Here is a 14953-nt window from a genome sequence, read left to right on the forward strand (position 1 = left end):
TCGGCTATTTGAGCGACAGATAAGGATTGTTCGGTGGAACGGCATCGAATATGTGCGATGGGTCTTCGAGCAAATAGCCATGCACCTGGCGCGTTTTGCGCGGTCCCATGACCTCGCACGTCCTGATGTTCAGACCCGATGGCTGTTTCCTGTGGAGTCCGAGTTTTTCAAAGCGCTTCTGCACCCACTGCCAGTCCTGCAGGGCCGCGTCCTTCGCAAGCGGCCCAATGGTTGGATGCTCTTGTGCGTAGCGCTGGAAAACACCAGGGCTGATCAGGTAAACCGTGTCGGACACGGTATGTACCAGGGCCTTGGCGTCATTGATGATGAGCTTGCGGGTCTGGACGGCCTGTTTCAGCCAGGCCATGAAATGCTCGCCCGATGGCCGCCCGGTAAATGAGGCGAAATCGTGCGGCGCAGGCGCGGCGGTCGGCGCCGAAGGACCTGGGGCCGATGCGGGAGGGTCGAGCGGCACCGCTGCATCGTCGGCACCCTCTGGCGGGGCTTCGACGGACTGCTCCGGCTCAGGCGTTGTCTCGAACATCGCCAGCATGCTTTCCAGTGGGTCGGCCGGATTGCGCTGCGTGCTGGGAGGTATGGCGTGACTTCCGCCCGACTGATCTGGACGGCTGCTTGCTGCGGGCTCCTTCTCCGTTGCCACCGCTGCTCCAGGTAGCAATGCAGCGTCGGGTGCGGACGGGCGCGGCCCGTCCTCGGCCTCGCCGGCGTTGTCCACGGTCACGGTTCCCGCAAATGGGCTGGGTCGCTCCGAGGGCTCCCAGATCAGCGCCGGGGCCAGGCGCAGGAGCGTGAAGGCATGGGACCAGCCACTCTCACTGGTAATAGTTGCGCGCCAGATGGCCTTGCCGGAGGCGGTGGGCTGCAACATGGCATGATCCTGTAGCACGTTGAACACGGCCGTGTTGTTCGCGGGGATGCCATCGACCCCCTGGGACAGCAGGTGCGCGCGCAGCTTGTCCGAGACTGTCTTGCTCACCAGCCACAGCGCGTCCTCGGTGAGCCAGCCATCGGAGGCCTCCGGCTGGTTCAGTTTCAGCTCTTCCTTGAGCAGGTAGCGCAGCCCGTTGACCAGCTTGCGTTGGAGCGAGTGCTTGGGCGCGGCCATGGCGCGCGCGGGATCGCCGCCCAGCTCCTGGGCGACGGAGGCGCGGTCGGCCTGCACGACAAGCTCGCCCAGAACCCCGGCGTGCTCGTACTGCCCAGCCAAGACGTAGAGCAGCGGCGCCCACAAGGATGGATAGCCACTGAGCCAGTCCAGCAGATCGCGATTGAGCAATTGCTGGTACAGCAAGCCTGTCGCGGCGCTATGAAGCCGGTACTCGCGGTCGTCGCGGTAGCGGAAGCGGTACGGTTGGCGCAGCGGGCCGTGCCATGGGTGCCAGGTGCTGCCGTCGGCCAGCTCGACGTGCAGATCGACGGCCACCTTGCCGATGTCATGGAGCAGTGCGGCATAGGCGACGGCCGCAGTCCAGGCTTCGGCCTGCGCCGCCTGGTCTTCGGGGCTGGCCCCGATGGGCAGCAGATGGGACTGCCGCAGCTTTAGGCTGTAGGCGACGATTTCGAGGCCATGGTCGAGCATGCCGCCCGGGTAGGCATGGTGATGCGCTTCGGAAGCCGGGAAGGCCTGGACCAGCTCGGCGTAGCGCTCCAGCGGCGCGCGGTACAGGGAGGCGAACTGCTTGCGCGAAAGCGAGGTGCGCTGCCAGATGTGTTCCAGCAGCTTCTGCCGGCGCGGGGTGGCGAGCAACGATGCGGCCGACTCCGGCCGCATCAACCCTTTCGGGAGGTCGGTGGCGGGTGCTGGCGACGGCGCGGCAGCGACCGGGGGCCGTTTTCGCTGGAACAGGGAGAGCATGTCGGTGTCCTGATGGCGGGCCGGGCGGGAGGCCTTTTGGCCTTTTCAAGGTAGGGCCTTTCCCCTTGCACCCCATTCCCTTGCCGTTTCGACCCTTTGGCCTTTAACCGTTTCGGTATAGCGGGGCCTGGGCTGCGGCTCCAGCGTCAATGCGGAACCCGCACGAATGGATTAGACGGCGACCTGGCGCTGGGCCCCGGCCTATGCTGCCGGGGCGCTACACCGCCAGGTAGGCTCCCACCCGGGCGACTAAGTTGACAAATGCGACAAAGGAGACTAGAGTGAATCCTGTCTCAAACCTACCTGGGAGCTGACCATGCCCACTGCGATCGAATTCATTGCCGACCGGCTGCCGCGAGTCACGGTGGAGGATGTGCGACGCTTCGCCGATACCGTCGAAATCCGGGATGCACCGGCGTTCGCGGCTGAGTTGCAGGCGTTCATCCACGAGCGCGTGGAGGCGGTGACGCTGCCCGCCAACCTGGAAGGTGAAACGGTGGCGCAGGCCTTGCAGCGCAAGGCGGCCGCGTTGCGCTCCGACACGCGCTGGACACCGGCTGAAACCGATGTCCAGCGAGGCCGCGCCTTGCTGCTGGAAGCCTTCAACCAGCCGGACAACCTGCCGCCTGCCGAGTTCGCCAAGCTGGCGGACAAGTCGCGCCAGCAAATCTACAAGGACATCCTCGCCCGTCGGCTGCTGGCGCTGAACGTGGGGCCGCGCGGCCAGAAGCTGCCCGACTGGCAGCTCGACCCGGTGAAGCAGCAGTTGACCCAAACCGTGCTCCAGGAGGTCGAGGGCATCGACCACTGGACGATCTACCGCGCGCTGTCCGAACCCCTCGAAGGCCTGGGTGGTCGCTCGCCCGTGGATGCGGTGACGCATGGCACGATCGATGACGTGGCCGAGGCCGTGTTCAACGTGCTGGGCGTCCAGGTGCATTGAAGCGAGACCGCCATGAGCCACGAGCTGCCTTCGTTCCTGATCGATGCCGGTGAACTGCTCCAGCATGTGAGCCGCGTCGTCTATCGGGGCAGCCCGCTGTACTATGGCCGCAGCAGCACGAATCGCTACGATGACCCAGCGGGGGCCTACGGCGTGCTCTACCTGGGGCGCGACCTGCCCACGGCGCTGATGGAGTCGGTGTTTCACAAGCACCAGTGGCTTGCGGACACGCAACGCTCGATCGCGCTGAAAGAAGTCCAAGCCCGGATGGTGCGCGCAGTAGGCGTGATGGACGACGTGTTTCTGGCCGATCTCACGGCGCAGGGCGTCATAGCGGGCTACTTCGGCCTGAACCTGGAGCAGTTGGCCAGCCGCGACTACACGCACACACAGCGGGTGTCCGCCCAGGTGCATGCGATGCTCGGAGATGATGGCCAGGCGCTGTTCGACGGGGTGCTCTATCCGTCGCGCAACAACTATCCCGCCAAGAGCATCGCCCTGTTCGAGCGTGCGGGAGCGAAGGTTGGCGTCATCGAGGACATCGACCTGGTGGACCATGTGGACTGGCCGCGTTTCGTTGTTACCTACCGCATCGGCGTTGAACCCGACCCCGGCCCGGTGGGGCCGGATGACGAAGCGTCCTGAAGCAGCAAGAAAACACATTGAAGCCGCAAACCGAATGAAGTGGAGCAAACTGGAATAGGCATTCCTCAACAGCAGGAGACGACCATGAACACGACGACCCGCACCAGCACCGCAGAACGCCTCGGCCGCGCCTTTGGCCGCGGATGGCGTGCCTATGCGCGACGCGAACGGCGGGCGTCGAACTGGTTGGTGTCCAAGGGCATGCCGCGAGCTGGCGCTACCGCGCTCGTGTGGGTAGCCAAGCTGGCTGTACTGGGGGTGCTGCTCTACGTTGCGTTTTGGTTTGCACTCGTGATGCTGGGCGTTGCGGCGGCGGGATGGGCTGCTGCTGCAAATACTTCGGATGAGGACGAGTGGCCTTTCACCGACCTCACCGAGCTGCGCAAGACGCCGGGCTACGATCCCAACCTGTACAACGACACGTCGCACGAGTTGTACACCGACGACTGACCGGCCTCGCGCTATTTCAGTTTTCCTCCGGTGAGCGCCCCGGCACCCTTGCCGCCAGCTTGGCCGGCGCTCTTGCTGCCATCGGAAAGTCCCTGGATGACGTGCCCGGCCCGAATCCCAACCCAGGTAAGGCTCGCCAGCCAGAATCCCGGCAGAACCAGGAACATCGTGCCCATGACGAACATCAGGAGCATGTCGCCGAAGGCGTTGTTCAACCCTACCAGCGGGTCAAAGTTGGTGTGCGGCCGGTTCCAGCCAAAGCCCCAGCCATAAAGCGCGTCCAGAATCGTTGAATCGATCCAGCGTGCGAGCTGGAACCAGAAGTCCGTGAAGAACAGCGCGAACTGCACGACGCTGACGGTGACGACCGTCTTCAGGTCGTAGGTGCCCACAACCAGCACGAGCGGGATGCAGATGACCAGCGCCATCTTCAGTAAGGCGAGGATCATGGGCAGGGATTGGCGCACGACATCCATGGCAGGAAACGCGGCAATCGCGCCGACTGCCATCCCCACGTCGCCCGTGGCGCGCGTCACGATGTTCGGCAGGGTCTTGTCGATCTGGCCGCCGTAGTCCGTATAGACGCTGCCCTGGTTCAGTTTCTGCTGCCGCGGTGACGCGATGGCGCGGATCACCGAATCGTCCACCTCGGCCCGGCTGAGGAACCCGGCCCAGCCCGCCAGGCGATTCAGCAGGGTCGGGTCCACTTGCCCCAGCAGCCGCGCGCGCAGGCCGTTGCTGCCGTCTGACCACCACTGCCTGCAGGTCGGGTAGCCGCCACCATTGGCAACCTGCGCGAGGCCTGCATCGCGGGTGTCGTCATAGGGCCATGCCTCGCGCGCCGTGCTGGAGCGGTAGCTGTCGTAGTAGCCACCCGTGTCCGTGAAAAAGCGCGAGCCGATCCAGGTTACGTCGTGCATCTGCTGCTCATCGAGATCCGGGCGCTGCATGAACAATTTGGCCCGCGCAGGCCCATAGCAATCCCGCGAGAAGTCCGCGACCTCCTGAGCCAGTACCGGGTCGTCAATGCGGGTCGCGTCGATCTCCATCCTCATCTGCCGCAGGTCCGTACCGCACGGGATCGCCGCTACCGAGGCGCTCGTGACGGCGCGCGAGAGCGCGTGCATGAAAGCCCACCAGACCGGCACCTTCGCCGACTGGTTGTTGATGGTGCTGAAGGACTGCGACCAGCCGGTTTCCGTGGGCTGCGGCACGCTGACCTGGCACTGCGCCGAGCGCGAGCTGTCGTACTGGATGGTGCTGAGGTCCACGTCGATGAACGGAATGCCCGCGAACATCACCACCACGATCGCGACGAACACCCGGTTCTCGATACGGGCGGCACTCAGAACGCCTTTGTTGCCCTCGTCAGCGCCTTCCGCGCGGGCCTTCAGCCACTCCTGCACGACGATGGCGACGAAAGGCAGCGCGAACACCCCGCTGGACACCAGCACGGCCCAGATACCGTTGTTGACGATCCAGGACACGAGGGTGAGGTAGTACTCCAGATAGTCGGTCGTGAAGAGCGTCATGGCCCCGATCTCCCCTCAAGCGGCCTGCATCAACAGGCTGGCTTCCAGCGCGACGATGGCGACGACGCCGGCGACCTCGGTACGGATCAGCCGGCGCCGCGCCTGCCCATCTGTCCCGCTTTGGTCTTCGCGGGCCAGCACCCGGCGGCGCATCCAGAACCATCCATAGGCCGTTGCCGCGTACACGCACAGCCGCCAGATGAAGAAATACCCTGCGGAGGCCGCCAGCCACCGTTCCCAGCCTGCAACGCTGCCGACCAGGTTGATGCCCGCGACGTTCGCCCCCACTGCGGCGGCAACGATAAGCACCAGCCACAGCAGCGTCTTCGCCGCGCGCCGGCTGAACAACCAGCGCAGCGGCCGCCAGGCCATGCGCGCCGGGCTCATGGCCGACTCCCCGGATTGCCCTTCTGGAGCTGGTCGAGACGGTCCGGCACAGGATCGCCCTCGTAGATGCCGCGCGAACCGGCCGCGCGCGCGCCGTGGCGCTGGATGATCGCCATGGGCGAGTTGTTCGCCAGTTCGCGCCGCAGCTCCAGTTCGGTCTTGAGGTTGCGAATCTCACGGTCGAGCGTGTCGCTCTCGTGGTTCACCGCCTCCACGGCAAGTTCGTTCGCCGCGACGTTGGGCTCCTTCTTGCCCGTGAGCAGCGTGCGCTGCAGCAGCAGCGCTTTCTCCAGCACGGATGCCAGCGCGACCTCGGACGCGAGGCGCTGCGACAGCAGGTGCTGGTCGGGCTCGTCGCGCAGCGCCTCGATCACGCCGCGCGTGATCGGCAGCGACGCACTGCCAGCTTCGCGCAGGTTCTCCGGCGTCGTGTTCTTGGCCTTGGTTACCAGGTCCTGGAGCGCCTGCAGCTTGGCGTCGTACTCCTCCTGGATCAGCGGCGTGAGCCCGACGCCCGGCGTCGTCTCGGTCTTGGTGCAGGCATCGCACGTGCGCTGCTCCTTCTCGCCGAGCACGCGCGTGGCCCACTCGACGGCAGCCTGCGGCGAGGTCCAGGTCTGGCACGAGAGACTGCTGCAACTGGCCGGCGCAATGGACGAGGTGTCGGTCACGCCGCGGCCGTTGACCAGGTTGTAGCCAGCGCGGGTGACATCGCCGACGACCTTGATCGCGGGCTGGCCGGAGCCGCCCGCGTTGCTGCCCCCGACCCACGGCACGCCGTCATTGCCGCGGCGCGTCTCGGCCTGCTCGATGGCCGAGACCGCATCCGTGCTCGACACGGCATCGCGCAGCGCCAGCCCTTCGGCCATCTGGCTCCAGCCGAGTTGGCCGCCCGCCGTTTCGGCCATCTTCTCGGCCATGGCACGGCACGTCAGCTTGCTGCGGTCGAAATCCAGCCGCGCCTGCAGCACGCCATTGGTGAGCAGGTTGTACAGACCGGGATCGGCCCGCTGGATGATCAGTGCGGGCAACGATGCCACCGCACTGGTGGCACTCTGGATCACCGACGACATGATTTGCTGGAAGCCGTTGGTAATGCCGTTAAGTTGGTTCTTCAACGTGGTCTGGATGCTCATGTCGCCGCAGATCAAGTTGCTGTTCCAACCCACGCCGACACCGATGGAGCGCATGCCGGCTGCACGTCCCATCGACACGGCGTTGCCGCCACCGATCGAGTACATGACGTCATCGCCGATGACGCTGCCGCTGGTCTGGTATCCCAGTTGACCCCAGGCCACGCCGCTGCCCAGCGCGAGCGCGCCGGCCAGTGCCAGGACGATCTCCGTGCGACGTACCCGGCGGGAGAACGGATTGAATGCAGGACGGAACTTCATGGCACCCCCTCAGAGGAAATCGACGCTGCCCAGGAACACCTGGCCCCGGCGCTCGCAGCAGGCATACGGCCGCCACAGCGCCCATGCGTAGTCGCCTTGCTGGGCCTGGGTAAGGAAGCCGCTGCGCGGGAAGACCGTGCAGGACGAGGACAGGACGGGCGTGAGTTCTTGCCACTTGCCGGTCGAGGCCTCGCCCTCCATCAGCGCGCCGGCCGGCCAGTAGCCGTCACGGGAGTTGGCAAGCAACGGCTGATAGACGTGGATCTGCCCGCGGCGCGTGACCACATCGCCCGCACGCTGGGCCACCACTGCGCCGGCCTTGAAGTCGTCGGTCTGGTGCAGGAAGCCGCCACGGGGATACACGTTGCCCCAGAGATTCATCGTGGTACGGGCACCGACTTCGCGCCGGCCCGGAATCAGCGCTTCCGGGTAGGCCATCTCGGGCACGTTGTAGCGCCAGGCCAGCGTATCCAGGGTGCTGAGCAAGTACGGCATAAACGCCGTGCCCGCGCCCTCACAGAAGTAGCCTGACGAAGAGACGAACTGGTTGAACACCTCTGCGCCGGGGTGACCGATGACATCCGCGTTCTTGAATTTGGCGAGGCTGTTTTCGTGATCCTCGTTCGTCGTTCCGTCGCCGCCAGCTTGGGCGGACGGGTTGGGCGTGCTCATTGCCTGGACTTCGACCCAGGGGTTTTCTCCGGTATTCGAGTACGACGACACCACTGCATCGGGGATGTAGTGGCGCACCTTGATCGACGTGCGCACGGTGCAGCCCGTCCATGTGCAGTAGAGCCAGTAGCAGATGCCGACGACGCGGTATTCGAGGCAATCGGGCGATGCCACCGAGCCGATGATGGTCGCTGTATTGAGGGCGTAGCTGCCCGTGGCGCTGAGCAGCAGCAACGAAGCCACGCCAGCGCGCAGGCGGCGCATCAGGTCGAATGGTCGGGTCACGGCTGGGTCCTCCGGTGCTGCTCGATGCGCGCGACAGCGCGAGCCACATCCGGCTCGCCATAGACCACATAGCGCCTGTCCACCACCACGGCCGGGAGGCTGGTGATGCCGAGGCTCCATGCGTCGGTAACGCCTTGGTATGCGGAAGCGATGCGTCGCTGCAGATCGGCACCGCCGCCATTCAGCCGGCGCTTGACGATGGCCGTCGCCTGTTCGGGGTCGGTGGGCAGTCCCGCGGAAAGCTCCGCTTCAATCCTGTGGGCTTCGTCCAGCTCGATCAGCCGCTCGCCGCCCATGGTCTTGACCGGGTGGCGGCTGTCGGTGACGACCACCACGTCGGCGGCGAAGGTGGCCGGGCTGAAAACGGCCAGGGCTGCCGGCAGCGCCACGGCCCGGCCGAGGGTTCGCCAGCCCGGCGCGAACCTGGAAAGGGATGCTGTCATGTCGCGTGCCCTTGAAGTTGATCAGAGCAGTAGTCAAACGCGAAGCCGACGCGGCCCCAACAAACAATGCGCATCGCGCACTGCCCGCATACCTGCTTGTCTCGCGCCCATGAAAAAGCGGAGGCCGAAGCCTCCGCGTGGATCAGGGAGCCGATGCCGTCGCTACAGCAGGCCGGATTCCGCGAACGAGTACGGCGTGCCCTGGCCGACGATGAGGTGATCCAGCACCCTCACGTCGATCAGCGACAACGCGGCCCTCAGCGTTTGGGTCAACGCACGGTCCGCGCTCGACGGCTCCGTGCAGCCCGAAGGGTGTTGGTGAGAAAAAATGACCGCTGCCGCATTCAGTTCCAAGGCACGCTGCACGATCGGACGCGCATGCACCGAGGTCGAATGGATCGTGCCTCTGAACATCGGCTCGTAGGCCAGCACCTCGTGCATGCTGTTGAGGAACACGATGGCGAAGACTTCATTGGGCTCGGCGGCCAGTTTCAGGCGCAGGTAGTCCTTGACGGCGGCAGGCCTCTCCAGGGATGGCCCCTTCTTGAAGACCCGCTGCTCCAGCAGCGCGATGGCTTGCCGGATGATCCAGTCATCGGATTGGGACATGGGGGCAAAACGTGGCTCCACGCAGGAGTCGTTGGCGACGAGAGACATGGCGGACCTCCAGAAAGTGAGCGGAGGGCGCCACCCTGGGAGGGCAAGCCCTCCTGGGGATGGAAACAGCGGAACAAGGTGCATCCATCACCGCGCGGCGGTGATTGTTCGCGGCCAGGATGCGAAAGCGAACGGGTAGCGGTCAGCGCGGCGAGCCGCGCCGTAGCCTTCAAGACCGAGGGCTACCTGGGCATGTCGCCGACAACGTCGGCAGGCATTTCGGATGTGGGGGTGGCGGGCGAACCCGGCGCGTCGCTGGCCATTTCCCCGGCCACCAGCAGGTCCATGGCCGAGAGCAAGGCATCGCCCTCGATCGGCCCCTGCAACAGGATGGCCTGGCCCGTCTGGCGATCGAGCAGTCGCAGCGACGGCGTGGCGGTCACGCCGCTCTTGGTGGCTTCCGCGGCCTGCGCGCGGATGGCCACGTTGGGGCGCTCGCTAGCCATGCACTGTTCGATGGCTGACGTTGTTTCGGGGTAACGCAAGCCATCGGGCAAGCCCTGGCCGTCGCTGCGCGTGTGGGCATAGACCCATTCGACCGCCTGCCAGAACGCCGCATGCCCGCCCGCTTCGGCGGCGCACTCGGCCAGACGTGCCTCGGCCGACGCGGCAGGCTCGTGCGCGGCCAGCGGCTGGTGATGCCATTGCAGCGCCACGTCGGTGTTGTTGCCGACCCAGCGCTTGAGCTGCGGGAAATACTCCCGGCAGAACGGGCATTCCAGGTCGGCATAGAGCGTCAGCGTGAAACGGCCTTCCGGGTTGCCCATCTGCCAGGGTGGCCCAGCGACCTGCGCCGTGCTGACCGGCGCGCGCGACGGCGCTGAGGATTCGCCGGGCGTCCGGGACACCAGCCAGATCAGCAGCAGCGCGACCAGCGCAGCAGCCAATACCCAGGGCCAGCGAGGCCGCCAGCGGCGACGGCGGAACGCCTGGACCTGCATCGGAATGGAAGGACGTTTCTGTTCCATGGCGTTCTCCGGTTTACGACAGTTCCAGGGCCGGCGACTCGATGCCGCGGGCCTGGTCGATCTTCTCGGCCACCTTGAAAGCCGCTTCCAGTTCGGTGCAGCCGTACTGCTGCATGAGCTGGTAGCGTTCGGCCTTCTCCTCGGGTTCTGTCTGCGCGAGGGCGAGGTACAGGGACGGCGGCACGGCGCGGAACAGCACTTCCATGCTCTTGGAGAGGATGACGCCTTCGGTGAATTTCCCCGCTTCCTTGCGCGCCGAAAGCATCAGCGCCTTCTGCGCGGGCGAGAGTTCGCGGAACCGCGCGATCTTCTCAACTTCATCGGGCGGCATGCTGAGACAGATCCACCACTCGATCATGTTGAGCATGGGCTCCGCGGCGCGCGGCAGGTCGTCGATGTTCTGCGTCGCGAGCCAGAACCAGGCCCCCAATTTCCTCCACATCTTTGTAATTTTCACGACGTAGGGCGCGAGCAGCGGGTTCTTCGTGATGATGTGGCCTTCGTCGGTGACGTTGATGATCGGGCGTCCCAGGTATTGGTCGCGCTCGGCGATGTTGTTCACCGTGCTGATCAGGCTGATGTAAGCGATGGAGAGCTGCGCGTTGTAGCCCTCGCGGGCGTATGTCGCGAGGTCAACCAAGGTGATGTCGGCTTCGGGCCACGGCGTGCCGTCGCGGTCGAACATTTCGCCGTCCGTGCCTTGACAGAACATGTCCATCGCATCCGCCATCTCCAGCAGCCGCACGCGGCGCATTTCGGGCAGCGTCGGGTCCTGGCCGCGGGCGCGCAACGCGTTGCGCACGTCGCGCGTAAGCACCGTGCGTTTGTCGGCCACGCAGTGCTCGGCGGCGTCGAGGATGCACTGACGGATCAGCGAGCGGTCAGCCCGCGTCATCCGGGCTTCCTCCTTGTCCTCTCCGCCCGTGATCATCAGCCGCGCCGTGATCTCCAGTTCGCCGAGCACGTCGCGCTGCTCGTCCGCCTCCATGGCCGAGGCATCTGGTGGCGGGTCTTCATCCAGCGCGTCGGCGTCGAGCGTCTGCACGTCGCTGGGCGTCTCGATCAGCCGACGCGCGTCTGCGAATGGCGCGAGGCTGATGCCCGAACCTGGGGCCAGCTTGACCCGGTTTACCGTCAGCCCGAGCATGCGTGCGAAGTCGCTGAACAGGCCGAAGCTGTTGCCAGCCTCCACGATGAACAGCCGCGGTCGGTAGATGGCCGTGACCTGATTCAAGAGGTTGTTGAGCGTGGCGCTCTTGCCGGAGCCGGTGGGGCCGAACAGGAACAGATGGGCGTTCATCTGCCGATCCAGGCGGCTGAGCGGGTCGAAGGTGATCGGCCCGCCACCGCGGTTGAACATCGTGATGCCCGGGTGCCCCGTACCTTGAGCGCGGCCCCACACCGGCGACAGGTTCGCCGCGTGCTGAGCGAACATCAGTTGGGTGTACCACTTGCGCCGATCCTGGCCGGGGTTGTAGCAGCATGGCAGCCACCGCAAGTAGCTGTTGAGCGGCGCCACCTCGTCGTCCTCGCGCACCGGCTGCAAGCCAGCATTGAGCATCACGTTCGCCAGGTCCAGGCCGCGCCGGTCCAGTTCCGCTTCGTCGCGTCCGCGCAGGTAGAATGCCAGCGTCCCCCGGTAGAGCTTGTGTGCGCTGCCGATGAGGGAGCGGGCTTCCTGCACGTCCTTCAACGTCTGCTCCGACGCCAGCGTCTCGCCCACGGCCTTCTTCGCCAGGTGGTTGAGATCCGCTTCCAGGACATCCTGCGGCGTGGCGACCATCGTGAGACACAGCAAGGTGTCTTCCGGCATCTGGTCGAACAGCGTGTTGATGGCATCCCCTTTGCGGGTCTCGCCGGTCAGGTGTCCGGTGCCGGGCGGCATGCGCAGCCGGTCGGTGATCAGCACGCGGTGCGGCATGCCGTCGAAATACCAGGTGCCGTGCTCCACGTCGGAGCGTGGCTGGCCGAAGAACAGCCGCTGGCTGAAATCCCGCCCGCTCGCCAGCTCGATTTCGCCGGCCTCGCTTTCTTCGGTGCTGTCGGGGTAGCGCGCCAGCGCGTAGAAGCGCTCCCGGTCCTCTGCACTCGGTCCAAGCATCGCCGGGCGCGGATTGAACCACCGCAGCAGCCAGTCGTGGACGTCGGCTGCGACCATGCGCCGTGCCTGGATGCCGGCGTTCGCCAGGCCGCCGCACAGGCGGTCGCAGACGATGTTCAGCATCTGCTCGGGCGTCTGGCCGCGGCGGCTTGCCTGCCCAGTTGCACGGCGATAGATCACCATGCGCACCCGCCGCGTCTGGCCGCGCCAGCGCAGCCGCGTGACCACCGTGTCCTCGAACAGGCCGCCCGGCTTGGCGACCGCGCGCAGGTGGTGGCCGAAGAAGCGCAAGTAGAACTCGGTGAAAGCGGTGCCGCGGGCACGCGGCTGCACGTAGTCGCGCAGGGTCTGCATGTACTGGTCGAAGCTGGGCTCGTCCTGGGCATAGAGCTGGAGTACCCAGGGGTTTTCGTCCAGCTCATCGAACGAGTCCTGGAGCGCGTTCTCCAAGGCATCGCGGGCATGCGCGAGCCAGCCGGGCTCCCGCCCCTCGGTGCCCAGCGGCACCAGCTCGTAGAAGGCAGCGACCGACTGCCCATCCTCCAGCAGCATGGACTTCGACTGCGGCAAGAACTCCACCCAAGGCAGCAGTTCCGCGAACGACGGCGCGACGTCGTACAGCGCCTGCTCGTCGGCTACCGTCGCCGGCCTGCGGCCCTGGACCGCTGCGCCGGGTTCAGGGACGCCGGCCTGGCGCAAGGCCTCGACGTGGCGCTGCCAGCCGTCCGGCTTCTCTTCGTCGCCGGTGCCGGATGCGGCCAGCTTCGGCCAGGGAAGTTCCCAGCGCATCAATAGTCCTCCAGCCGTTCACCGGGCATGGCGTACTGCACGCGCTGGTACAGGGGGAAGACCGTCGTGTAGCCCGGAACCGGCACGGGGTCCGTGCCCGCCAGGTGCGGGTACACATACATGACGAGATCGGGGTTGGGCAGGCGCTGGAACTGGCGATAAACCTCGTTGCGCGCCGTGCGCGTGTAGCGCATCTGCTCGACGGGCGCAGCCTGCACATCGGCGTCGGTCAGCGGCCGGCGCAGGCTCTGGCGCGCGTCGAGCAACTGCCGGCGCGCGACCTGGCCGGTGCCACTGCCGCCGCCACCCGTTTCCTGCTGCCAGATGTCCATCATGGTGCGGTCGCTATGGGTCAGCAGTTCTTCCTTGCTGGTGGCGCAACCGCTGAGCACGGCGACGGCCGCGGCCAGCGCGAGGCCCTTAATCGAGTTCGAGCGCATGGCTTTCTCCTGCACGGTGATCGACGCGCCGGCCTTCGGGGTCGTGATCGATGGCCAGCGGCTTTTCGAGGTGGACGGCGACCTTGGCGCCTGGCTGCACATAGACGGCGGCGAAAGCCTGTCCGTAGAGCTTGTTGACCCAGGTCGACATGTCCCGGACGCCGCCCGCGAGGATCTGGCCGACTGCTTCCTTGCCGCTGATGCCCACGGTGCCGATGGCGCCGTCCGAGCCGACGTAGGACATGCGGCCGCTGTCGCTCTCGATGAGCGAGGCCACGCCGGCTCCGGCCGCGGTGATCAGAGCTTGCGACCCGAGGTACTGCTGGGCGTTGCTGCGCCGTTCGCCGCTGACGCACGGGATGCCGTGCGGGTCGCTGATCCAGCCCAGGCCGTCGCGCTGCTGGTTGTTCTGCTGGTTGCCTTCGCGGTCTTCGGGAATCGTGCGGATCGTGCCGTCGTTGAAGACGAAGGTGATGCTGCGAACCTGGCCGCGCACGCACGAGAGCGTCCAGTCGCCCGATGCGGTTCCGGAGAACACCGCGCCGGCCACGTCGGGAATGTCGATGCCGTTGGCAGTCAGATTGTCCGGCCCGACCAGCACCTTGAAGGGGTACGGATCGTTCACCGTCCCGTCGATCGGCACGCGCCCAATCAGCGCCGTCATCGCCACGGAGCCCATCAGTGTCGAGTTGGTCGGCACGGTATAGACCGGCTTGGCGCTCTTGACGCCTGCCGCACCTGCGCCGGCGTTCGCCACGGTTTCCGCGGTGGTTTCCAGTGTGCTTTGTGCCGGGCCGAAGCTCGTCGGGAAGCTCATGCCGCTGCCTGCGCCACGACTGCCATTGCGGCCCTCGGCCTTCTTCGCGTCGTCCGGTTCGACCCAGCGCATGCCGCCTTCCATGCCGGCCTCGTCGCCGCCGCGCAGCCCCAGGCCCACCGGCAGATCAGCGTGACCGCCGCCGCGCCCGCCAATGCTGTCCAGGCGCCGCTGCAGGTCGGCGAGCAGCCCCTCGGTCTGCTGGCGCGCGCTGGCCGCCTGTTCCTGGTCGCGGCGCAGGTTGGAGCGCTCGGATTCGAGGGCCGAATTGATGCGCTGATCAATGGAGTTCTCCCGCTGGCGCAGCCGCTGGTTTTCCTCGCGCTGCGACTTGTTGTCGGTCAGCGCGGTCTGAAGCTCGGTGCGCAACTGTTTCACCTGGGCGACGAGCGTTGCCACGGTATCGCGCGGGGTATCGCCTTCGATGCCCAGCGCCTTCATTTCCTCGGGCGTGAGCTTGGAGCCAGCATCCGCGGCGGGCGGTGCCGACGTGCTTCCACCGGAGAACAGCCGGATGGCAACGAACAGCACCAGCAAGGCGACCGGGATCATCA

Annotated in this window: 14 protein-coding genes; 3 read left to right on the forward strand and 11 right to left on the reverse strand. The window is 66.2% G+C overall.

Annotated elements, in window-relative coordinates:
* Window positions 1–4: 4 nt before the first annotated feature.
* Window positions 5–1876, reverse strand: a complete 1872-nt coding sequence (gene mobH / locus IV112_RS16235; protein ID WP_003821130.1) for a MobH family relaxase — start codon at window positions 1874–1876, stop codon at window positions 5–7.
* 316 nt (window positions 1877–2192) lie between these two features.
* Here mobH and IV112_RS16240 point away from each other — a divergent pair, with 316 nt between their 5' ends.
* The 3 genes from IV112_RS16240 to IV112_RS16250 all read left to right on the forward strand — a co-directional run bounded on the left by IV112_RS16240 (window position 2193) and on the right by IV112_RS16250 (window position 3914).
* Window positions 2193–2819: an integrase gene (locus IV112_RS16240; protein WP_003821129.1), complete on the forward strand. Its 627-nt coding sequence runs from the start codon at window positions 2193–2195 to the stop codon at window positions 2817–2819.
* A 12-nt stretch (window positions 2820–2831) separates the two neighbouring features.
* Complete coding sequence (locus IV112_RS16245) at window positions 2832–3464, forward strand: RES family NAD+ phosphorylase (protein ID WP_003821128.1); 633 nt, start codon at window positions 2832–2834, stop codon at window positions 3462–3464.
* Window positions 3465–3548: 84 nt separating this feature from the next.
* Window positions 3549–3914, forward strand: coding sequence for a DUF3742 family protein (locus IV112_RS16250; protein WP_003821127.1), 366 nt, complete (start codon window positions 3549–3551; stop codon window positions 3912–3914).
* 11 nt (window positions 3915–3925) lie between these two features.
* On the opposite strand, the gene IV112_RS16255 is transcribed toward IV112_RS16250, so the two are convergent.
* From IV112_RS16255 to IV112_RS16300, 10 genes are all read right to left on the reverse strand, one after another.
* Window positions 3926–5446 carry a conjugal transfer protein TraG N-terminal domain-containing protein gene (locus IV112_RS16255; protein ID WP_003821126.1) on the reverse strand — a complete coding sequence of 507 codons (1521 nt, stop codon included), beginning with the start codon at window positions 5444–5446 and terminating at the stop codon, window positions 3926–3928.
* A gap of 15 nt (window positions 5447–5461) precedes the next feature.
* Window positions 5462–5833, reverse strand: a complete 372-nt coding sequence (locus IV112_RS16260) for a hypothetical protein (protein WP_003821125.1) — start codon at window positions 5831–5833, stop codon at window positions 5462–5464.
* Window positions 5830–7227, reverse strand: a complete 1398-nt coding sequence (locus tag IV112_RS16265; RefSeq protein WP_003821123.1) for an integrating conjugative element protein — start codon at window positions 7225–7227, stop codon at window positions 5830–5832. The genes IV112_RS16260 and IV112_RS16265 overlap by 4 nt, the downstream gene beginning before the upstream one ends.
* Before the next feature lie 9 nt (window positions 7228–7236).
* Window positions 7237–8184: a TIGR03756 family integrating conjugative element protein gene (locus IV112_RS16270; protein WP_003821122.1), complete on the reverse strand. Its 948-nt coding sequence runs from the start codon at window positions 8182–8184 to the stop codon at window positions 7237–7239.
* Window positions 8181–8627 carry a TIGR03757 family integrating conjugative element protein gene (locus IV112_RS16275; RefSeq protein WP_003821119.1) on the reverse strand — a complete coding sequence of 149 codons (447 nt, stop codon included), beginning with the start codon at window positions 8625–8627 and terminating at the stop codon, window positions 8181–8183. Before IV112_RS16275 ends, IV112_RS16270 begins: the two co-directional genes overlap by 4 nt.
* Before the next feature lie 162 nt (window positions 8628–8789).
* Entirely contained in the window at window positions 8790–9284 is a 495-nt protein-coding gene (locus IV112_RS16280; RefSeq protein ID WP_003821118.1) for a JAB domain-containing protein, read from the reverse strand.
* 182 nt (window positions 9285–9466) lie between these two features.
* Window positions 9467–10252, reverse strand: a complete 786-nt coding sequence (locus IV112_RS16285) for a DsbA family protein (RefSeq protein ID WP_003821117.1) — start codon at window positions 10250–10252, stop codon at window positions 9467–9469.
* A 13-nt stretch (window positions 10253–10265) separates the two neighbouring features.
* The gene (locus tag IV112_RS16290) at window positions 10266–13142 is read right to left on the reverse strand and encodes a conjugative transfer ATPase (RefSeq protein WP_003821116.1); all 2877 of its coding nucleotides are present in this window, start codon (window positions 13140–13142) and stop codon (window positions 10266–10268) included.
* A complete protein-coding gene (locus IV112_RS16295; protein ID WP_003821115.1) occupies window positions 13142–13582 on the reverse strand; it encodes a TIGR03751 family conjugal transfer lipoprotein in 441 nt (146 codons plus the stop codon). Before IV112_RS16295 ends, IV112_RS16290 begins: the two co-directional genes overlap by 1 nt.
* Window positions 13563–14930: a TIGR03752 family integrating conjugative element protein gene (locus IV112_RS16300; RefSeq protein WP_438362251.1), complete on the reverse strand. Its 1368-nt coding sequence runs from the start codon at window positions 14928–14930 to the stop codon at window positions 13563–13565. The genes IV112_RS16295 and IV112_RS16300 overlap by 20 nt, the downstream gene beginning before the upstream one ends.
* Window positions 14931–14953 lie beyond the last annotated feature (23 nt).

Source organism: Methyloversatilis discipulorum, from assembly GCF_018780585.1.
Classification (GTDB): domain Bacteria; phylum Pseudomonadota; class Gammaproteobacteria; order Burkholderiales; family Rhodocyclaceae; genus Methyloversatilis; species Methyloversatilis discipulorum_B.

What these genes read in the sequence shown, in the direction of transcription:
- mobH (WP_003821130.1), bottom strand. Translation starts at nt 1,876, where the DNA reads ATGCTCTCCCTGTTCCAGCGAAAACGGCCCCCGGTCGCTGCCGCGCCG.
- IV112_RS16240 (WP_003821129.1), top strand. Translation starts at nt 2,193, where the DNA reads ATGCCCACTGCGATCGAATTCATTGCCGACCGGCTGCCGCGAGTCACG.
- IV112_RS16245 (WP_003821128.1), top strand. Translation starts at nt 2,832, where the DNA reads ATGAGCCACGAGCTGCCTTCGTTCCTGATCGATGCCGGTGAACTGCTC.
- IV112_RS16250 (WP_003821127.1), top strand. Translation starts at nt 3,549, where the DNA reads ATGAACACGACGACCCGCACCAGCACCGCAGAACGCCTCGGCCGCGCC.
- IV112_RS16255 (WP_003821126.1), bottom strand. Translation starts at nt 5,446, where the DNA reads ATGACGCTCTTCACGACCGACTATCTGGAGTACTACCTCACCCTCGTG.
- IV112_RS16260 (WP_003821125.1), bottom strand. Translation starts at nt 5,833, where the DNA reads ATGAGCCCGGCGCGCATGGCCTGGCGGCCGCTGCGCTGGTTGTTCAGC.
- IV112_RS16265 (WP_003821123.1), bottom strand. Translation starts at nt 7,227, where the DNA reads ATGAAGTTCCGTCCTGCATTCAATCCGTTCTCCCGCCGGGTACGTCGC.
- IV112_RS16275 (WP_003821119.1), bottom strand. Translation starts at nt 8,627, where the DNA reads ATGACAGCATCCCTTTCCAGGTTCGCGCCGGGCTGGCGAACCCTCGGC.
- IV112_RS16280 (WP_003821118.1), bottom strand. Translation starts at nt 9,284, where the DNA reads ATGTCTCTCGTCGCCAACGACTCCTGCGTGGAGCCACGTTTTGCCCCC.
- IV112_RS16285 (WP_003821117.1), bottom strand. Translation starts at nt 10,252, where the DNA reads ATGGAACAGAAACGTCCTTCCATTCCGATGCAGGTCCAGGCGTTCCGC.
- IV112_RS16290 (WP_003821116.1), bottom strand. Translation starts at nt 13,142, where the DNA reads ATGCGCTGGGAACTTCCCTGGCCGAAGCTGGCCGCATCCGGCACCGGC.
- IV112_RS16295 (WP_003821115.1), bottom strand. Translation starts at nt 13,582, where the DNA reads ATGCGCTCGAACTCGATTAAGGGCCTCGCGCTGGCCGCGGCCGTCGCC.